Annotated in this window: 18 protein-coding genes; 5 read left to right on the forward strand and 13 right to left on the reverse strand. The window is 60.3% G+C overall.

Going from position 1 to position 20143, the window contains the following annotated elements; all coding sequences use genetic code 11:
* Both FJ398_04130 and FJ398_04135 read right to left on the reverse strand, forming a co-directional pair.
* On the reverse strand, positions 1-764 hold a 764-nt coding region (locus FJ398_04130; protein MBM3837142.1), incomplete at its 3' end, for a VCBS repeat-containing protein.
* Positions 715-2991 (reverse strand): hypothetical protein, encoded by a 2277-nt coding sequence (locus FJ398_04135; protein ID MBM3837143.1) that lies wholly within the window; start codon positions 2989-2991, stop codon positions 715-717. The genes FJ398_04130 and FJ398_04135, both read right to left, overlap by 50 nt.
* A gap of 284 nt (positions 2992-3275) precedes the next feature.
* Here FJ398_04135 and FJ398_04140 point away from each other — a divergent pair, with 284 nt between their 5' ends.
* Positions 3276-4550, forward strand: a complete 1275-nt coding sequence (locus FJ398_04140; protein MBM3837144.1) for a M48 family metallopeptidase — start codon at positions 3276-3278, stop codon at positions 4548-4550.
* A 509-nt stretch (positions 4551-5059) separates the two neighbouring features.
* Here FJ398_04140 and ispD read toward each other — a convergent pair.
* The 6 genes from ispD to folE form a co-directional block, all read right to left on the reverse strand.
* Complete coding sequence (gene ispD, locus FJ398_04145; GenBank protein MBM3837145.1) at positions 5060-5731, reverse strand: 2-C-methyl-D-erythritol 4-phosphate cytidylyltransferase; 672 nt, start codon at positions 5729-5731, stop codon at positions 5060-5062.
* 227 nt (positions 5732-5958) lie between these two features.
* Positions 5959-7704 (reverse strand): single-stranded-DNA-specific exonuclease RecJ, encoded by a 1746-nt coding sequence (recJ, locus tag FJ398_04150; GenBank protein ID MBM3837146.1) that lies wholly within the window; start codon positions 7702-7704, stop codon positions 5959-5961.
* Between the two features lie 73 nt (positions 7705-7777).
* On the reverse strand, positions 7778-8719 hold the full coding sequence (locus FJ398_04155; protein MBM3837147.1) for a TerC family protein: 942 nt from the start codon (positions 8717-8719) through the stop codon (positions 7778-7780).
* Between the two features lie 10 nt (positions 8720-8729).
* Positions 8730-11255: a protein translocase subunit SecD gene (gene secD, locus FJ398_04160; protein MBM3837148.1), complete on the reverse strand. Its 2526-nt coding sequence runs from the start codon at positions 11253-11255 to the stop codon at positions 8730-8732.
* A 12-nt stretch (positions 11256-11267) separates the two neighbouring features.
* A complete protein-coding gene (gene yajC, locus FJ398_04165; GenBank protein ID MBM3837149.1) occupies positions 11268-11624 on the reverse strand; it encodes a preprotein translocase subunit YajC in 357 nt (118 codons plus the stop codon).
* 68 nt (positions 11625-11692) lie between these two features.
* Entirely contained in the window at positions 11693-12274 is a 582-nt protein-coding gene (gene folE, locus FJ398_04170; GenBank protein MBM3837150.1) for a GTP cyclohydrolase I FolE, read from the reverse strand.
* A 333-nt stretch (positions 12275-12607) separates the two neighbouring features.
* Between folE and FJ398_04175 the strand changes: the two genes are divergently transcribed.
* The 4 genes from FJ398_04175 to FJ398_04190 all read left to right on the forward strand — a co-directional run bounded on the left by FJ398_04175 (position 12608) and on the right by FJ398_04190 (position 16306).
* A complete protein-coding gene (locus FJ398_04175) occupies positions 12608-13237 on the forward strand; it encodes a DUF47 family protein (protein ID MBM3837151.1) in 630 nt (209 codons plus the stop codon).
* A 12-nt stretch (positions 13238-13249) separates the two neighbouring features.
* Positions 13250-14329, forward strand: a complete 1080-nt coding sequence (locus FJ398_04180; protein ID MBM3837152.1) for an inorganic phosphate transporter — start codon at positions 13250-13252, stop codon at positions 14327-14329.
* A 108-nt stretch (positions 14330-14437) separates the two neighbouring features.
* Positions 14438-15511: an inorganic phosphate transporter gene (locus tag FJ398_04185; protein ID MBM3837153.1), complete on the forward strand. Its 1074-nt coding sequence runs from the start codon at positions 14438-14440 to the stop codon at positions 15509-15511.
* 183 nt (positions 15512-15694) lie between these two features.
* Complete coding sequence (locus FJ398_04190; protein ID MBM3837154.1) at positions 15695-16306, forward strand: NAD(P)H-dependent oxidoreductase; 612 nt, start codon at positions 15695-15697, stop codon at positions 16304-16306.
* Positions 16307-16434: 128 nt separating this feature from the next.
* Here the strand turns inward: FJ398_04190 and FJ398_04195 are convergent, their stop codons facing one another.
* The 5 genes from FJ398_04195 to FJ398_04215 are packed head-to-tail and all read right to left on the reverse strand — an operon-like array spanning position 16435 to position 19910.
* Positions 16435-17265 carry a PH domain-containing protein gene (locus tag FJ398_04195; protein MBM3837155.1) on the reverse strand — a complete coding sequence of 277 codons (831 nt, stop codon included), beginning with the start codon at positions 17263-17265 and terminating at the stop codon, positions 16435-16437.
* Positions 17210-17929 carry a PH domain-containing protein gene (locus tag FJ398_04200; GenBank protein ID MBM3837156.1) on the reverse strand — a complete coding sequence of 240 codons (720 nt, stop codon included), beginning with the start codon at positions 17927-17929 and terminating at the stop codon, positions 17210-17212. The genes FJ398_04195 and FJ398_04200 overlap by 56 nt, the downstream gene beginning before the upstream one ends.
* 5 nt (positions 17930-17934) lie before the next feature.
* On the reverse strand, positions 17935-18231 hold the full coding sequence (locus tag FJ398_04205; protein ID MBM3837157.1) for a hypothetical protein: 297 nt from the start codon (positions 18229-18231) through the stop codon (positions 17935-17937).
* A gap of 16 nt (positions 18232-18247) precedes the next feature.
* Positions 18248-18427, reverse strand: a complete 180-nt coding sequence (locus FJ398_04210; GenBank protein ID MBM3837158.1) for a hypothetical protein — start codon at positions 18425-18427, stop codon at positions 18248-18250.
* Positions 18428-18452: 25 nt separating this feature from the next.
* On the reverse strand, positions 18453-19910 hold the full coding sequence (locus FJ398_04215) for an NADH-quinone oxidoreductase subunit N (GenBank protein ID MBM3837159.1): 1458 nt from the start codon (positions 19908-19910) through the stop codon (positions 18453-18455).
* Between the last annotated feature and the right edge of the window lie 233 nt (positions 19911-20143).

Consider the following 20143-nt stretch of genomic DNA (forward strand, 5'->3'; position numbering starts at 1 on the left):
AAGTCGCCCAAGCCGACGGAGGAAAGCAACCCTCCCGCGCCGAGATTGAAGGCAGTCTGGAACGTGCCATCGCCCTGGCCCAACAGCAGGGACACGCCGCTGTTAGTGATAACGGCGAGGTCGGGCTGGCCGTCACCGTTGAAGTCGCTCGCCGCCACGAACAGAGAACGCGAACCCGTGCTGTGGTTGGAGGCGGCCTGGAAGGCGCCATCGCCGGTACCCAAAAGTACGGAGACGCCCCCGGTGTTCGGCACGGCCAGGTCGGGTTTTCCATCACGGTTGAAGTCACTCACCGCAACTCCCCTCGGAAGCGATCCAGTCGAGTAGTTCAGGGCGGCGCTGAAAGTTCCGTCGCCTTTGCTCAGCAACACCGAGACGCCACCATCGGCGTTGACCATAACCAAGTCAGGCTTGCCGTCACGATTGAAGTCATCCACTGCCATTGAAAAAGGCTTGATTGCAGTTTCGAAGATAGATGCCGCTGCGAAGCTGGGCGCAGGGCAAACACCCGCACCGGCATTGCAGACTGGGGCCGAGCGCGCCAGAAGGATTGCCCAGATATGGATCGGGGCCGGACTCCACAGCGCGGCGGAACAGAAATCAAACAAACCGCGGATCACACGGATTACGCGGATACATGTCATATACCGTTTGGCAAAGCTTTCGCCGCAGCCGGTGTGCTGTCTGTCTCGTGGGCCGTTTTGTGGTTCGCGATTAATCCACCTCAGTTTCGGCCAGAATCTTTCGATACACTTGCCGCGCATGTTCGTAAGCCAGCTGGGCGTCTTCTTTTTCGTCCGCGTCGTAGGTGCGCTCTTTTTGCGACCAGCATTGATCGACGCCTTTCAAACACCACTCGGCGCTGCGCTTGGAGGCGCGGATCGGTTTGCCGTCCACGAGAACGAAGATGGGGTTCGTGTGCGACGACGGGAAAACCCTCAGCGCCACCCAACTACTGCGCTCGATCTTCACGTCGAACGTCACGTCCTGCATCTTGCCGTCGGCCACAATATTTTTCTTCGCCACGGGATAGCCGTTCACGACGACTTCGATCGGGACTTCACGCGTGCCGGCGATGCGGGCGCGTTCGAGATGCCACGGAAAACGTCGGACATTGGCCTCGGGATTCGGCTGTTCGTCGAGCCGGGCCGCGACTTTGGCCGCCAATCGCACGGACCCCGCCCGGTCGAGGCGCAATTCGCTTCCCTTTTCACCGACTGCGACACCGGTCGCGCCGGCGTTGGCTTTGAACTCCAGCAAATGGCTCCGCCCGTCGCTCACGTAGCAGCGGCCCTGGCGGATGCTTTCGCACCACTGATCGTAATCGAGTTTGCCGTCGAGCTTCGCGTAACTGCGGCCCACGCCGACGCGCTCGCCATAGATGCACGGGAAATCCGTCTCACCGCTGATGCGCTGGCGGAAGCCGCAGTTCAGCACGTGATACCACATGTTCAATTCCGCAAACGGGCTGGTATCGACGGTCGAAGTGAAATCCACGGCCGGGACCAGCTTGCCATCCGGCCCTGGAACCTCGTGCGTCACATCGACCACAAATTCATTCGCGCCAATCCCATCGTAGCGCGGGATCAGATAATTCGGCAGTTCGGTGGACGGCACGTTGAGCCCGCTGCCCGAATGCGCCGGGCCGGTGACGGCGCCTTGCTTCTTCGCCCAGCGCAGCGTGTTCAAGCCCAGCGTGGGCCAGTGGTGCTTCGACTCGCCGCCCGGATACATTCCCTCCTTCAACCGCAGCAAGCAGAGGTGTCCGGATTGATGCGAACCGAAACCGGACACTTCGATGTCGTAGCGCAGCAGGTAAGGATATTGCGAAACCTTGTCGTCCTTGCCGGTGAAGAATTGTTTCTGGTAATCGAAACACGGCCCCCAGGTCAAATTGCTTCCCACCTTCAGATCTTCGCCCATACAATGCCGGATCATGTCCGGTGCGTGCACCCCTTCGGTGGGATTGGTGTAATGGGCGCAACCGGCGGCGTGAATGTGATGATCGCCCGACCACCAGCCGAGTTTGGACGGATCAATCCAGCGTTCGACTTTGAACGCCGCGCTCTTGGTTGTCCGGCCTACGACGAGCGTCTGCTTTTGCACAATCGATTCCGGCCCGCGCATAAACTCGATGTTGTAAATGCCGTCGGGCAGTTTGACGGTTTCGCCATCGCCACGATAGACCTGCGGATGAAACGCGAAATCGGGCGCAAGGCGTTTTGCCTGCGAAGGATAAACGCGCAGCGCCTGGTCGCGAATGAGGAACGACGCCGTCGTCGGCTGGCTGTTTTCGTCGAGGACACGGAGCCTCACTTCACGCGCGGGCTGGCAGTTGAAGAGGATATCCACTTCGTTGCGAAAGCCGATGTCTTGGGTGCCCTGGCCGATGTTGAAGGAAAACTTCGCTTCCCGCTTGCCGGCGTCGCGGCTGAAGAGTTGCACGATGCGATACTCCAGCGTCAGCCCGCTCAACGCCGGGCGGAGCGGCTGTTTGTCGAAGGTCTGCAGATCGAGCCAGAGATCGGCGTCGCGGCGGGGCGAGGTGTCGCCGCGCTTGCGATATTCGAGGTCCGACGGCGTGCGGGCTGAGCCGGAGTCGAACCGCGAGATTGCGTTGGGGCTGACGGCGACGAGCGGCGCCGTGGACCCGGAGTCATTCTGAACTTTGACGAGAAATTGCCGCCACCCTTGCTCGACCAGTTCGGGCCGGGCCTGGCCTTGCGCGACTTTCACGCGGTTCTCCGGATTGATCGTCACGCCGAAGAGGCAATGGGCGTCGAGCACCGCCTGAATCTTTTCGCAAGCGGCGGCATCGCCCCGCTGCATGGCTTGATCGAGCGCTGATTTTTCCGCCGCGCTAAAGGGCGAGCCCAGGTAATCGGCCGCCTCGATCAAGCGCCGGACTTGCGCCATGAACGGCTGCGGCTCGACCTCGCTGACGAGGGGCAGGTTCTGGGCGTGGACCGCCGCCGCGGCCAGGAGCGTCAGGGCGAAGAGACCGCGGGATTGTTTTCCGATGGAGAATCGTTGCAATGTCATAGTTGCCTCGCTTTCTGATTGGGGTTGTCGGCGGGCAGTTTGAGCAAAGTCCGGTGCCCTTGCACAGCAGGAAAATCAATACTATCTCTACCGGTCTCTACCGGATACGCGCCACCGGGCCCATGCCACTGCGCGTCGCCCTGGAATCGCGGCCGGAGTAAGAGTGGACGCGAACTGCGAGAATTTTCCCGAGTTGCTGCAATTCATTCTTTCCGGACATACTCGCCCGTTCTATGCATCCGACATCGTTGGCGAGCTTGATCGTCTTGGTCCTGATCGCGACCCGGTGGGCCGCGCAGTTCTGGCTGGAACGCCTGAATCAGAGCCACGTGCTGAAGCATGCCGGCGCCGTCCCGGAAGCCTTCAGCGGCCGTCTCGATGCAGCGACCTACTCCAGGTCCGTCGAGTACACGCTCGCCAAGAGCCGGCTCAACCAGGTGGAAGAAGCGTACGGCGCGCTGATTCTTCTCGGCGTGCTGTTCAGCGGATGCCTGCCCTGGGTATTCCAATTCTTCGTCCATACCTTTGGGACCTCAGTTTGGGCGATGGCGGGATTCGTTTTTGCGGCGGGTGTGGCGCTGAGTCTGACCAGTTTGCCGTTCGACTGGTATGCGCAGTTCCATCTCGAAGCGCGCTTCGGGTTCAACACCACGACTCCAAAACTCTGGTGGTCGGACCGCGCGAAAGGGTTGCTGCTCGCGCTCGTTCTCGGTGTTCCATTGCTTGCTCTGATTTTGAAGTTGGTCGAGTGGGCGGGGACGGCGTGGTGGGTGTGGGCCTGGGCGAGCGTGCTCGGCTTTCAACTGCTCATGATCGTGCTGGCTCCGAGCGTCATTCTGCCGTTGTTCAACAAATTCTCGCCGCTTTCGGCAGGCAGCTTGCGCGACCGTCTGCACGCGCTGGCCGAACGCGCTCGGTTCCGCGTCGCCGGCATCCAGGTCATGGATGGCAGCAAACGCTCCCGCCACTCGAACGCGTTCTTCACCGCGTTCGGCCGCTTCCGAAAAATCGTTCTGTTTGACACGCTGATCCAGGAATTGACCGAGCCGGAACTGGAGAGCGTGCTGGCCCACGAGATCGGTCACTGGAAAAGGCGGCACGTCCCGAAGATGCTGGCCTTCAGCGCGGTCGCGCTTTTACTCGGTTTTTACGCTCTCGCGTGGCTGGCGGAGCAAGCGTGGTTTTACGCTGTATTCGGTTTTCAGCCCGGCAGCCTGGCGCCGGCTCTGCTCCTGTTCGCGTTGTTGAGCGGGCTGCTCACCTTTTGGTTTTCGCCCCTGGCCAACGTCATTTCGCGTCGCCACGAATACCAGGCGGATGCCTACGCCGCCGCCGCCATGGGCGGTCCGGAGTTTCTCGTGGGCGCGCTGCGGAGGCTCACGGAGAAAAACCTGAGCAATCTGACGCCGCACCCGCTCTACAGCCGGTTCTTCTATTCGCATCCGACGTTGCTCGAGCGCGAAGCGGCGTTGTCACGTCAGGCCGTCGATAACGCTCCAAGAGCTTAGCCAGGCAATTCAGTCCGCTGGGGAGCGCGCGCCGCTGGCGTGCCGACGCCGGCCCGGCGACGACTTTTGGCGTCGAGTTTTTACGTTCGCCAAACAGGGATAGACAATTGCGACGTCCGAGTGTTTGGCGAGCCGCCGAACACCGCACGCCAGCGGCACCAGCGGCGTGCGCTCCCTCTCGATCCCCGGGCTTTTCGCCACAACGCGGGGCTGGCTGCGACCCGAAATCTGTTCCGTACGGAACAGATTTCGGGCACGGACGAAATCCCGTCCTGCTCAATCAGTCGATAATGACCTGCGGGTCGTCGGACAGGGGCGGGACCCCACCCTGAAAAACGGCCACGCTGTAGTCGTAGGTGTGCTGACGGCCGCCCATGTGAACGACAAGTTGTTTGCCCGATTCCTGCGCATGGAAGAGCCAAGCGTGAGCTGTGGGTCCGATGGACGTTCCGAAACTAACACAGGCTCTCCGCTTGGGAAGCGGAAGAGCCCCCCCCTTCCAAGGCGCCTCAGAGAAGCAGCTCGACCAACGGCAAGTCCGCAGGCGACGTGACCTTCGGGTTGGGCGCGGCGCTTTCAATCAGCTTGACCGGTTGCCCGATCAATTCGCAAGCCGCCGTGTCGTCGGTAATCAGAAGGCCTTTCTGCCGCACGGCTGCCAGGGCGCGGCGGATCACTTCGGCACGGAACGTTTGCGGGGTTTGAACGGCCCAGAGGCGGGCGCGGTCAACGGTGCGCTGGATCGTCGTGCCGCCGGCGGATTCCTTGATCGTGTCGGTGACGCGCTGGGCCGCGACCGCGGCGCCGACTTCGCGAGCGGCCTGGATCGTGTCCGCGATCAGTTGGGGCGACGTGCAAGGCCGGGCGGCGTCCTGGATCACGACGATTTCTGCGTCGGAGGAAACTGCCTGCAAGCCGTTCCAGACTGAATCCTGGCGTTCCTTGCCGCCGGCGACCAACTGGAATCGTTTCTTGAATCCGCATTGACCGGCCAGCTCTTGAAAGGCGCGTTGCATCCCATCGCGAACGACCACGATGATCTCGTTGAGGTCCGGGTTGGAATCAAGGCGTTGCCAGGTGTGCGCCACGAGAGGGCATCCGGCCACTTCCAGGAAGAGCTTGTCCACACCCGCGCCCATGCGGGTGCTCTGGCCGGCCGCGACGAGAATGGCGGAGATCATGGCTGGAATTCTTGGAAGGTAGAGGCGGGGTGTCGAGAGGAATCAGTGATCAGTGTTCAGTAATCAGTAATCAAGGCACAGCGGAGACAGCGGAGGAGTGGAAGGAGCAGGATCTGGAGGACATCGCCCGGCGCGTGCGTGAACGGCGAACCCAATGAGCCTTCGGATCAAACGTTCTGAATGGTTCATCGGCGCGGGTTCAGACTTTTGTCAACCGTCAAGCAGGTTCAAGTGTTGCCACCGGAGTAATCCAAGCCATCAACCGGGGCCCAATCCAGCATCTTCAGTTGCACAGTGGAGCGGCCGTTGAAATCGTTGATCTGCGGCACGAACACCAGATCGAATCGGCCGGCGGGTTCGGAACTTTTCGCGCAATTCCAGCAAACGGCTTCCTGCACGGCTGTCCCGTCCGTGACCCACATTTTCAGATGCTGCTGTTCTTTGCCCACGCGTTGGGAAGGGCGCTGTTGGGTGAGCCGGCGGGCGACGAATTGAATCGGCGGATTACCCTGGCCGAAGGGCTCCAGTTGCTCCAACTCCGCCAGGCGATCCAGGGTCACATCCGCAAGCGCAACCTCCGCATCCAGGCGTAGCGCCGGCTGCAACAGGCCGGGATTCAGAGTGCGTTGAGCCAACTCGTTTAGCCGGCGGCGCAAGGCATCGACTTTGTCGGGATGAATGGTCAGTCCGGCGGCCATGGCGTGGCCTCCGTGCCGGACCAACAAATCGTCGCATTCGCGCAACGCCGCGGCGAGATCGAACCCTTCGATGCTCCGTCCGGAGCCGCGCCATTCGTCCCCTTCGCCGCCGACGATGATCGTGGGCCGATAGAATTCGCGGAGCACCCGGGAAGCGACGATGCCCACGACGCCGACGTGCCAGAGCAATCCGCCTTCAACCACGACGTAATCTGTCTGGGGATTGAACCGGGCGCGAACGGCGCCGACCACTTCCTCGAAAATGCCGCGTTCGATCTTCTGGCGCTCGCGGTTCTGGGCGTCCAGTTCACGGGCCAAATTCGGGGCAAGGCTGGCGTCGCAGGCGCGGAGGAGTTCCAGAGCTTGAAGCGCATTTTCCAGCCGGCCGGCGGCGTTCAGCCGAGGCGCCAGTTGGAAGCCGACTTCATACACGCCGATGGGCGCCCGGATCTGGGCGACATCGCGCAAAGCCTGCAAACCCGGCCGTTGAGTGCGATTGAGCCGTTCGAGTCCGGCGGAGACCAGGATTCGATTTTCACCGGTCAAGGGCACGATATCCGCGATGGTTCCGAGCGCAACCAAGTCCAGCAAGGGGCGCAGATCGAATTCTGCTGCGGCGGGCCAACCCAAGATCCGCCCGCGTTTTACCAGAGCGTGCGCCAGTTTGAACGCGATCCCCACCGAGCAAAGTTCGGTGAAATCCGATTCGTGGTTCGACGGGACCTGCGGATTGACGAGCGCGCGGGCGGCGGGCGGCGGATGGGAGATTTGGTGGTGATCCAGCACCACGACATCGATGCCTCGGTCGCGCAGCCACGCGATAGGCGCCATGGCGGTGGAACCGCAATCCACTGCGAGCAAAAGCGACGTCGGGAATTTCGCCAGGCAATTCTCCACGGCGTCCTGGCTCAATCCGTAACCCTCCTCCAATCGGTGCGGGAGATAACAGTGGACCTGCCAGCCGAGTTTCTCCAGAACTTCCAGGAGCAGCGCGGCTGAAGTGACGCCATCCACATCGTAGTCGCCGAAGATAACGACCGGTTCGTTGTTCTCTCTGGCGCGCGCCAATCGATCGACCGCACGGTCCATGTCCGGCAAAAGAAATGGATCCGACAAGTTCTTGAGGCGCGGCTGAAGGAAAAGCCGGGAAGGTTCGGGCGCGCTCAGGCCGCGGTTCAAGAGGCATTGGGCCAGCAGGGGTGAGATGGACAAGGCCCGGACCAGCACCTCGGCAAGGGCGGCTTGAGGCGGCGCCAATGTCCAGCGGTGCTTCATGAGCGTGTTCCGTCAGAGCGTGTCCGAAAAACAGGAACGTTCGGACCGCGGGCTTCAACTGCTCTTCCCGGCCTCACGGTTGTTGATGCGGCTCGCATTTGGCCCGGAGGATGGACGCCACAATCGAGATGATGATGATGCCGGCGACGATCACCAGAGACCACACGGTGGCGATGTGAATGACTTTTTCGCCCACCATTTTGGCCCCAATGAAAACCAGGACAATGGCCAGGCCTGCTTTCAAATAGCGAAAATACTCCAGGGCGCCGACCAGCACGAAGTAGAGCGAACGCAATCCCAGGATGGCGAAAATGTTCGATGTGAAAATGATGAACGGCTTGGTCGTGACTCCGAAAATGGCCGGGATCGAATCCACCGCGAACACCAGATCCGTCGTCTCCACCATGAGCAACACCAGCGCCAGCGGCGTCAAGGCGCGGCGGCCGTCGAGCCGGGTGAAGAAATGGGCGCCGTCAAAATGCGTCGTGACCGGAAACCAGCGTTGCGCCAGCCGGATGACCGGATTCCGCTCCGGGTGAACGCCTTCTTCTTTGGCAAAGATCATCTTGATCCCGCTGTAAACGAGAAAGGCGCCCAGGATGTAGAGGATGAAATGGAATTTCTCCACCACCTTCGTGCCGATCGCGATGATCGTCCCGCGCATGACGAGCGCGTCGATGAAGCCGAAAAACAGCACGCGATGCTGGTATTCGGCGGGCACGCGGAAGTAGGCGAAGATCAGGGCGATGACAAACACATTGTCCATCGAGAGCGACAACTCGATGATGTAGCCGGTGATGAATTCCATCGCTTCGTCCTTGCCCCGCGTCGGGACCAGCGCGACGCCGAAGAACATCGCGAGGATGAAGCAAACCGTCGTCCAGAAGAACGCGTCCTTAAAGGTGACTGCGTGGGTGTCGCGATGAAAGACGAAGAGATCGAGCGCGACGAAGATCAGGACCCCCACGATAAAACCCGTCCAATGCCACGCCGTGATTTCGACCAGTGCAAGCATGCGCCCGGAATCACGCCCGAGCGGTCACTGTCGTGTCGTCGAGGGCCACCTGCGAGCCAGGGCCGATGGTGGGACGCTCTCCCTTGTGCCACCAGAGGACGAAGGCGCTGGCAATGTAGATCGTCGAGTAAGTGCCCGTCAGGATGCCCACCAGGAAGGTGAAAGCGAAATCATTGATGACCGGTCCGCCGAAGATATAGAGTGAGAGCGTAGCCAGAAGCACCGTTCCCGAGGTGATGATCGTCCGGCTCAGCGTCTGGTTGACCGCCGTGTTGATCACGTCTTTGAACGTGCCGCGGATGCCCAGCTTCAAGTCTTCGCGGATGCGGTCGAAGATGACGATGGTGTCGTTGATGGAGAAACCGATGATGGTCAGAATGGCCGCGACCATAGGCGCGCTGAATTCGCGCCCGGTCAAACAAAACCACCCGGTCGTCATGAACACGTCATGGATGATGGCGAAGACCGCGCCCAACGCGAAAGAGTATTCATAGCGGAAGGCCACGTAAGCCAGAATTCCGAACAACGCCAGGACGGTTGAGATCAGCGCGGTTTGAAGGATCTTCGCGCCGACGGTCGGGCCGACATTGTAATCGCCCTTCTTTACAAACTTCGCGTCATTGAAATTCTGGTTGAGCGCATCGACGACATTCGTTCCCTTTCCGAAGGGCGTGGTGATTTGGACGACCTCGCTGGCTTCGAGGCCGGACAAATCCTTTTGATACTGGATGAATGATTCGCTGATCCCGGCTTTGCTCAAGGCGCCGCGGATTTGTTCCACTTCAATCTTCTGGGCAAACGACAATGTCACCCGGTCGCCGCCCGCGAAATCCACCCCCAGCGTGTCGCGTCCCCGGTAAATGCCCGAGCCCATGCCCACGGCGATCAACAGCCAGGAAGCGATGAAAGCGGGTTTGGCCCATTTCAAGAAATCAAAGTGCGTCTGTTTGACGAACTGGAGCATCGGGACGGATTTCAGCCAGCCTTTGGAGAGCAACCAATCGAAGATGAGACGCGTCACGACCAGCGCGGTAAACATGCTGACCGCGATGCCGATGGTCAAGGTGACGCCAAAGCCTTTGACCGGACCGGAGCCAAGGGCGATCAAGATGATGGCAGAAATCAGCGTGGTCAGGTTGGAATCGAGAATCGTGCCAAACGCTTTGTCGTAGCCCGCAGCCAGCGCGCCCCGGATGGATTTGCCTGCCGCGGATTCCTCGCGCATGCGCTCGAAGATGAGCACGTTGGCATCGACCGCCATACCGATGGTGAGCACGATGCCGGCAATGCCGGGCAGCGTCAGGGTTGTGTCGATCGAACACATGACCCCAATCAGGATAATGACGTTCAGAAGGAGCGCGACGTTGGCGACCAGGCCGGCAAAGAGGTAATAGACCAGCATGAACGCCGACACCAGGATCGTCCCGATCAGCGAAGCGCGAATCCCGCTCTCGATGGAGTCTTTGCCCAGCGACGGCTCGACGCTGTATTCCTGGAGGATGCTGACGGGCACCTGGAGTGGATTCTCCAGGACATAAGCCAGCTCGTAAGCTTCCTTAACCGTGAAACGGCCCTCAATGACCGCATTGCCCCCGCCGATGGGACCCCGAATCACCGGAGCGGAGTAAAGTTCACCATCGAGCACGATGGCCAACTGGCGGCCGACATTTTCTGTGGTAATCTTCTCGAACAAGATGGCGCCTTCGCTGTTGAACTTCATGGTCACGTGAGGCTCGTTCGTGAGCGGGTCCGGCTCCACGCCGGCGCGGACGATGTAGTTCCCGGTCAAACCTTGCTCGGCTTTCCTTTTGACGACGTAGCGTTGAACCTCCTGCTGATCCGCGCGTCCCGTGCGCTGTTTGATCGTCTTCACCTCATACCCCGGATCAATCAACCCAGAGGCAAGCTGTTCGGAGCTGCGCTCATGCACCAACCGGAATTCGAGGAAGGCAACTTTCTTGATGGTGTTGCGGGCCGTTTCCTTTTCCGCTTCGGACAGGCCCGGCAACTGAATCTCGATCCGGTCGTCGTCCACGGGCGTGAGGATGGGTTCGGTCACACCCAGCCGATCCACCCGCCGGCGCAAGACCTCGAGCGCCTGGGAAATCGCGAGTTCTTTTTGATCCGCCTGGCTCAATTGGTTCGTGTTCAATTTGCTCGTGTCCAGCGCGACGAGGAGCGATGTGCCGCCTTGCAAGTCCAGTCCCAGCTTGATCCGCCCGGCCGAGCTGCGCTGCAACTGGAGCAGGATCGCGCGATTTGGATTCGCTTCGTCCTTGAGCTTGATCCCCGGAAAATAACGAGTGAGATCGTTCGTGCCGACGGCTTCCACCAGATTCGCGTAGGTCCGCTGCGGGTTGGCTTGCTGGAGCTTTTGCGCTTGCTGGACGATGGCGGTGAAATTGGTGTCGCGATTGGAGGCTTGTTCGTTGAAGACGTCGATCAGGTTGCGGGCCTGCGGCGGATAAGTCTCCCACAACGACCAGGCGAGGACGAAGAGGAGGAACAGGAATCTTCCAAGTAGATTTCGGCTCATGAAGTCAGAAGGTTAGGCCTCGGAGGAACTGGCGGCTTTCTCGGTAATCTCGGAGACTGCGCTTTTCAGAATCTCCAATTTGGTGTCGGCGGAGCGGATCGAGACGCTTTTGTCTTTGACGCTGATGACGACGCCGAGGATGCCGCCGCTGGTCAGGATCTTGTCGCCGGGGCGCAGCGCTTTCATCAATTCGGCATGTTCTCGGGCTTTCTTCTGCTGGGGACGAATCAGGACCACGTAGAACATCAGCCCGAAAATGACCAGCAGGCCCATGGAGTACACCATATCTCCCGCCGGGTTGCGTTGTTTCCCGTCGGCCGGAGGCGGCATTCCCATGGCGAGCAGAGCCCGCAGCGCGTCAAGATTCATTCTTTCAAAAATTTGAGCCGCTTAATCTAGGCAGGAGACCGCTTTTAGCAAGCCTAACATTTACGGGGTCACGGCCCGCTTCGTCGGTGGCGAATCAAGTCCAGGAATTCCCCGCGCGTCCGGGCGTCGTCCCGGAAGCGGCCGAGCATGGCCGAAGTGATGGCGCAGGAGTTTTGTTTCTCGACTCCGCGCATCATCATGCAGAGGTGCTGTCCTTCCACGATCACGCCGACGCCTTGGGGTTGGATCAATTCCTCGATCGTCGCCGCGATTTCATGGGTCATCCGTTCCTGCACCTGCAAACGGCGGGCGAACACCTCCACCAGGCGCGGGAGTTTGGAGAGTCCAATGACCCGGTCCGTGGGCAAATACGCAATGTGGCATTTGCCGAAGAAAGGGAGCAGGTGATGCTCGCACAGGCTGTAGAAATCGATGTCCTTGACGATGACCATTTCGTCGGACTTGGCCGCGAACAGCGCGCCGTTCAAGATGGCTTTCGGATCTTTGCCATAGCCTTGCGTCAGGAATTCCCAGGCTCTGGCGACGCGCAATGGCGTGCGCTTGAGCCCATCCCGATCCGGGTCTTCCCCGATCAGTTCAAGCTGCCGGTGGACCAGGCGCATTAGTTCTTCGTGCTTCGGATCACTCATGCGGGGACCATACTCACCACGTGAAATGGCCGCAATCAAAGTCGTGGAGCGTAGAGCGTAGAGCGTGTCGGTGTATCTCAGTCAGTTTTTGAGCAGCAGTTGGGCCCATGAAACACAACAGACACACAAGAAGCCAAACGAGTTGCCAAGGACACGGGCCGGCACCTAACCGGTGAATCGGTCCAGGCGTTCAATGGGCGAAGCGTTCAGTGGAAATTGGCCGCCGCGAGAGACAAGTTTTGACTGGGGTTGAGCCGCTTGGCGGATTTGGCGGGTCAGCGCGCCGATAAACTTTTGGATTTTTCGGTCCGTTAATGTTAGAAAGGGACTGTTATGTTCTCACTACAGCGACTCCTCGGAAAAGAAGACAAGTTCTTTGACCTCCTCGAAGCCAGCGCGGAGCAGGCCCGGGCCAGCGTGCAGGCGCTGATCCAATTCGCGAAAAGCGCGCATCAAACCGGGACCCTCGACGCCTTCATCCAGTCACGCCGCAAAGACAAACGGATCACCGCGGAAATCAGCGAAGCGTTGTGCACGACTTTCGTGACGGCTCTGGAACGCGAGGACATCGAGGCCCTTTCCAACGCGCTCTACAAAATTCCCAAGACGGTCGAGAAAATCGGCGAGCGGATGCTAATCGCCCCACAACACTTGCGCGGCGAAGATTTCTCCAGGCACGGGCCGATGATGCAGGAAGCGACGGAAACAGTGCTGGCCATGATCAAAGGTCTGCGCCGCGGCATGAACCTGGAGCAAGTGAAGGATCAAAACGAACTTCTCCAGCGCATCGAGGGCGACGCGGACAAACTGATCCTGGAGTTGTACAAAGACCTCTACAGCGGGAAGCACGATCCTTTGAAAGTCATCATCATGAAAGACCTTTACGAATTGCTGGAAAAAGTGGTGGATCGCTGCCGGGACGCAGGGAATGTGATTTCTCAGATCGTGATGAAGAATTCCTGAAAAGCCTGCTGCATGACGCTCATCCTCACCGTCATCCTGGTCGCGCTGATTTTCGAATACATCAACGGTTTCCACGACACGGCGAATTCCATCGCGACCGTGGTCGGAACGAAAGTGCTGAGCCCCCGCCAGGCGGTCGTGCTTGCCGCGGTGACCAATCTGTTTGGCGCCCTGGCCGGAACGGCGGTGGCGACCACGATTGGCAAAGGTCTGGTGGACACGCAATATGTGACCAGCGCGGTCATTGTGTGCGGTTTGGTGGGAGGCATTATTTGGAACCTGATCACCTGGTGGTTCGGCCTCCCGTCGAGTTCCACGCACGCGCTCATCGGCGGGTTGTTGGGAGCGACCCTGGCGGCTGCCCACAACAACTGGAGCGTGATCATCTGGTCCACGCCCGATCCCGCCAAGCCGTGGTATGCCTGGGGCGGATTACTCTACAAGGTCATCCTGCCGATGTTTACGTCGCCTCTGCTCGGGTTCGTCGTCGGCGTGCTCTTGATAGCGCTCCTTTACGGCTGCCTGCGGACCGTGAAACCGCTCATCGTCAATCAAGTTTTTGGCAAGCTCCAGCTCTTGAGCGCCGGCTACATGGGCTTCAGCCACGGGAGCAACGACGCGCAAAAGACGATGGGCATCATCGCCCTGGCCTTGTTTTCGGCGACGAAAGCCGGGGAATTCAAGGATTTGCCGGCCTGGCTGAGTTTTCTGCAGACCCCCACCTTTGAAATTGCGGTCTGGGTCAAAATCGTTTGCGCCTTGACCATGGCCGCCGGGACGGCAGCGGGCGGTTGGAGAATAATCAAGACCCTCGGCCACAAAATGGTCCGGCTCCAACCCGTGCATGGATTCGCCGCCGAAACGACGGCGGCCACCGTGCTCATGACGGCGGCGCATTTCGGCATGCCGGTCTCCACCACGCACGCCATCTCGACGTCGATCATGGGCGTGGGCACGGCGAAAAACCCAAATGCGCTCCGCTGGGAGTTGGTAGAAAGGATTATCTGGACCTGGATACTGACCATCCCGGCGACCGGGGGCATCGCGTATCTGCTCGTTCGGGCGGCTCGGCTCGCCGGTTGGGTCGGGTGAGGCGAATCTGAACACCCCGCGGTACCTGATTCAAGAAACGCACACAAAACTCGACCTGGCTCCGGGAACATCTCGCATTCCGGTCGCGACACAGCAAGATTGCTCGACATGGCGCTCGCCCTTCTGGTCATTCTGGTCGCGTTGATGTTTGAATACATCAATGGATTCCACGACACCGCCAACTCGATCGCCACGGTGGTTTCGACCAAAGTATTGACTCCAGGCCAGGCGGTGATGATGTCGGCCATTTTTAACCTGGCCGGCGCGCTGGCCGGCACGGCCGTCGCCAGCACGATTGGCAAGGGCCTGGTCGATATCCAACTGATCAACACGCACACCATTCTGTCCGCTTTGCTCGCCGGCATCATTTGGAATCTGGTGACCTGGTGGGTGGGGCTGCCGTCCAGCTCCAGCCATGCCTTGATTGGCGGACTCTGCGGAGCGGCGCTGGCGTCCGCGCACAATGACTGGTCCGCGATCAAATGGTCGGCGTTCAACGCGGCCACGCAGAAATGGGAGGGGCTCTGGCCCAAAGTCGCTTGGCCGATGTTCGCCGCGCCGGTCTGCGGCTTGCTCGTCGGCTTTCTGTTCGTGGGCCTGTTGACCGTTCTGTTCCGGCGCGCCCGTCCGGGCAATGTCAATCACCTGTTTGCGCGCCTACAGTTGCTCAGTTCAGCCTGGATGAGCTTCAGCCACGGCACGAACGACGCGCAAAAAACCATGGGTGTCATCGCGCTGACGCTTTTCTCCGCCACCACGGCCGGCGCCTTCGATCACACGCCGGCGATGCTTAGTTTCCTCAAGACCGACAAATTCGAGATTCATATTTGGGTCAAAATCGCCTGTGCACTGACCATGGCGGCCGGGACCGCGGCCGGCGGATGGAGGATCATCAAGACGCTGGGGCACAAAATGGTGAAGCTACAGAAAATTCACGGCTTCGCGGCGCAAACGACCGCCGCCGCCGTGATTCAATGCGCCAGCCACATGGGTATGCCGCTTTCCACCACGCACGTCATCTCGAGCTCAATCATGGGCGTGGGATCCGCCAAGCGCTTGAATGCGATCAAATGGACGGTGGTGGAGCGAATGGTTTGGGCGTGGCTCATGACGCTGCCAGTAAGCGGCGCGGTGGCGTGGGGTCTGGTGGAGTTATTCCGCTTTGTGGGGTTCGCGAGTTAGCAGCGTGTTTGAACCGTCGCAACTCGGATAACCTCAAACCACGGATCATTCTTTTACGTTTCACGTTTCACGCACCTCACCGCATCGCCGACGGCTGGTTTGAATCACGTCTCTTCCAGATCACCCGGACTTGGCTGAGCTGCCGGATTGCGCCGAGTCGGTCGCTTTGCTTATCGTCGGGCCATGTCAAACGCCGCGCTGAACGTGCTTGCCGTGGTGGGCAGCCTCAACAAAACCTCCGTCACTCGCGTCGTGGTGAGCCAGGTCGCATCCGAGTTGGCTGTGAAAGGCTGCCGCGTTGATGTCCTCGATCTGCTGGCCGAACCGCTCGAACTCTACAATCCGGATTCCGCGCACGCTTCCACGATTTACCCGGCGCTCCAGGCGCGAGTGAAGAGGGCGGACGTGTATGTGTTGGGAACCCCGGATTACCACGGCAGCATCAGCAGCGCGCTGAAGAATTTTCTGGATCACTTCTGGCACGAGTTCACCGGCAAACTTTTCGCGACGATCGTGGCCTCGCACGAAAAGGGCCTGACAGTGACCGACCAGCTCCGGACTGTCGCGCGCCAGTGCTACGCGTGGTCGCTGCCCTACGGCGTGTCCTTCATGGACGGCGAGGACGTGCGGGACGGGCGCGTGATCAGCGAGACGCTCCAGCGACGCCTGGACATGTTTGCGCGGGACGTGCGGACTTACGGTCAACTCCTGGCCGATCAACGCCGCGCGGATCTTTCGGGCCGCGACGCCGGTTTCATGGCGCGGCTGCGCGAGCGAGAATCGACGGACTCCTGACCTAATAAACCGGAGCCATTCAGTTGAACAAAAGGCAACAAAGAGAACGAAGGCGGGCAGGTGCTGTCAACCCCTTCCGGGTCTTCGTTTCCTTCGTTTGCTTTTGTTGAGATTTTGAAATGTGATCGTCACGGCTGAGGATTGTGCGCGAACCGGGCCAAAGCTTTCCGCAGTGCGCGCGCTTCCGCAAGCATGGATCGAGCGGCCTCAACGACATCGGAATCGGCCTGGAGCGGAGCCGGGTTCTCGCGAGCCACATCATCCGGATCGCCCAACCCCGCGTCGCGGTGCTGCCGCAAGCGCTCGAAAATGAGGTCGCGGATGGTTTGCGCATTGTCCACGCCGTGAAAATAGCCCACGTGCATCGATTCCGCGGCGCCATGTCCACGTGTACCGCCGCTTTCCCCGCCGCCGGGACTTCCACCGCCGGCCGTTTGCACTTGAAGATCGGCGATGCCGAGCAACCGCTGCAACGGCCCCTGGCGAATCGTCATTTGCTGGATGTTGGCGAAGGTCATGGTCAATTCGCGGACGCTGACCACGCCGTGGCGGATGCGGAGGCTGCGGTCGGTCACGAGGTACCAGCGCATCTCGAAATCGAGCCGAACCAGGAAGTAGGAGAACGGCATTTGCGCGAACAAGCCGGCGAGCGCGAACATTTCGACGACGCGAAAGACGTTGCTCAACCAGGCGCGCGACGGGAGGATATGTTGGCCGAAGTCGAACCCCAGCACCGCGAAGATGCCAATGAGCGCGCCCGTTTGCGCGAGGCCCCATTTGATCAGGCTCAGTGTGTAAAAGCTCCGAGCGGCGCGAAAAACTCGCACCGAGCCAGGCGATCCGGCCGGCGGTTCGGGTTCGGGCGGCACTTTGCAGACCGCCAGCACGAGCGATTTGAGCGCGTCAACCATGAGGCGGTGGAGGAGAATTCTCCGAAAGGGTTCGCACATGGAACCCATGGGATCCCTCCCCACGAACGGCCCTCTCTCCCGTTCCCTCTCCCCCTCGGAGGGGGCGGAGGGGGAGAGGGTGTCCGCAGGACGGGAGAGGGGAACTCTCGTGGGGAAGAGGCGAGTCCTTCGGTTCCAGGCTCAGACGAATCGCACGCAACTCGGCGCAGATTTCGCGGAGAATTGCGGAGAGTTCAGAAGCGGACTCGCTCGGCGCGGACGCGTCAGCGGACGATGCCGCGACCGCCGCGGAAGATTGGGAACGCCTCAGATCATGCTCCTTGCGTCCGCGCATCTTCGAGTAAAGGAAATCGCGGATGGCCTCGAATTCGAGCAAGCCTTCGATGGTCATCTCGGCGCTGGCGCTGCCGCTGGCGGTCTGGATTTGCACGCGCGCCAGGCCGAGCCAGCGTTCGATGATGTTTGACGTCAGGTGGATGTCCTGGATGCGCGCGTAGTTGAGGATGACTTCCCGGCGAAACAGGATGCCCCAGCGCATGGAGATGCCTTCGTCATCAAACCGGTAGCGCAGCGTGTGGTATTTGAAGTAGGAAGGCAGGATCGTGATGGGAAACAGCGGCCCGGTCACCAGGCTGCACAGGAAGTAATACTGCATGAGCCGGGGGCTGGGGCGTTCGAGCGCCTGGATGGCCTTCTCGTCCACGGTCGGCATGAGTCCTATTTCTGTGGCGGCAATTCGCGAATGAACGCCCAGGAGACTTCGGCCACCTGGCCGTTGTCGTAGTGAACGAAGAATCCGGCGTGGCACCAGTCCTCAATTTCCAGATGATCGAACTTCGCTTTGGGCGAAATCCTGTTGGCTTTTCGAATCGTGCCGTGCCGCTCCAGGATGCACAACCCGTCCTCGAATTCGACGTCAAATGCGTCTTCCCAACTCAGGTAGCGGACGTTCTGAACCCTTGAGAACCTGGCCGTGCCGAACGGCACTTTCGCGCTTTTGCCTGCGGCTTTCATAGTCTGCCTTCGCGCTTCAATCTCGGATCAACGCCAGAATCTTACGCTCAACTTCAGGAATGTCCATCGGTTGCATCGTTTCGAGATTCACGCGAGTGATGATCTTGGCGTTCTTGTCGAAGACGTGAACGTGTCGAGGCGCATGATCGCCTATCCACCAGAGGAACGTGTAGCCGCCACGCCGGATTCTTCCCATTTGCTCATTTCCCTTTCCGCGCCGCCTACAACCCTGCGATCTTGATCGCTTGAACCAGCCGCCCCACCAGCAAATCCGGCGCGCAGCCCAGCAAGACCACGCCCGCGGCCAGGAGCGCGACCACGCCTTGCGTGAAGAGGCTCGGCGTAACCGACGAAGCTGAGGCTGGCGCTTCCGCCACGTAGATTTGCTTGAGCACCTGGAGATAGTAGTAAAGCGACACGGCGCTCATGGCGACCGCGAAGATCACGAGCCAGAGCAATCCCAGATTCTTCGAGTCGCTCCCGGCGGCGGCGGCAAAGAGGTAGAATTTGCCGAAGAACCCCGCGAGCGGCGGAATCCCCGCCAGGGACAGCATGAAGATCATCATGCACAACGCCAGCACGGGCGCCCGCCGCGCCAGTCCGGCGAAATTGCCCATGTGCGAATCTCCAGTGGTTTCCTCCACGATCGCGACCACTCCAAACGCGCCGAGCACCGTGAGCGCATAGGTCACGACGTAATAGACGAGCGACGACACGCCTTGCGCGTTGTCCGCCAGCACGCCGAGCAGCGCGTATCCGGCGTGCGCGATGGCGGAATACGCGAGCAGCCGTTTCACGTTCTTTTGCGCGATGGCCGCCAGGTTGCCCAGCGCCATCGAGAGCACGGCCAGCAGCGCGATGGCCGGCACCCAACCCGAAATCATGCTTCGCCACGCCGCGCTTCCCTCCGCGCCGGCGAACCCCAGCATCATCACTTTGGCGAAAATGAAAAAGCTGGCGACTTTGGAACCGGAGGCGATGAACGCGGCGGAAGGCGTGGGCGCGCCTTGATAAGCGTCGGGCGCCCAGAGATGGAATGGCACGGCGGCGACCTTAAAACCAAAGCCCACGATCGTCATGACGATAGCGCAGATCAGCAACGGATCGAGCGCCTGGCCGCTCAGGGCGCGGGCGATTTGTTTGAGGTTCGTCGCGCCGGACAATCCGTAAATCAAGCTTAACCCGAACAACGCAAACGCCGCCGCCGTGCCGCCGAACAGAAAATACTTTAGCGCCGCTTCCGCCGAGCGGATATCGCGCTTGTTGAAGGCGGCCAGGATGTAAAGCGACAGGCTAGTCAGTTCGAGCGAAAGGAAGATCATGAGGAGTTCCTCGGAACTGACCAGGAACATCATGCCCACGGTCGCAAGCAAAATCAGCGCGCAGTATTCGCCCACGTGATCTGTGAAATCCCGCTCGACGGAAATCAACAGCGTGAAGGCTGTGAGACCGAGCAACGCGGCTTTCAACAGGCGCGTGAGCGGATCGACGACCAGCATCCCGTTCAAGACCGTTTCGTGGTGTTCGATATTGAACATCCAGAAGAGGGCCGCGAAACAGCCCACGCACGAAATCGCGGCGGACACGATGAACCGTTGCCGTGCCGGATCGTCCCGCATCACCAAAACGTCCGCCGCCAGCACCGCCAGGGCGGCGATCACCAAGATCGTCTCCGGCATGGCCAGATTGAGCAGCGTAAGATAGTTCACGGCATTCCTTCGTTTGACGTAGCGCAGAGTTGCACTCTGCCGTATCGCCGGTTTGAAATCGGCAGTGCTGCAGCGAGTTCGAGAGCGCTCGATCTTGTCGGCGCGCTGCGGGATGCGATTCCGCGATACAGCAGATTGCAAATCTGCGCTACGCGGACCTCAGCCAAGCGAGAGGGCCGGGAGGCGGAAAACGGCCGCAGCCA

This window comes from Verrucomicrobiota bacterium, assembly GCA_016871535.1.
GTDB lineage: Bacteria > Verrucomicrobiota > Verrucomicrobiia > Limisphaerales > SIBE01 > VHCZ01.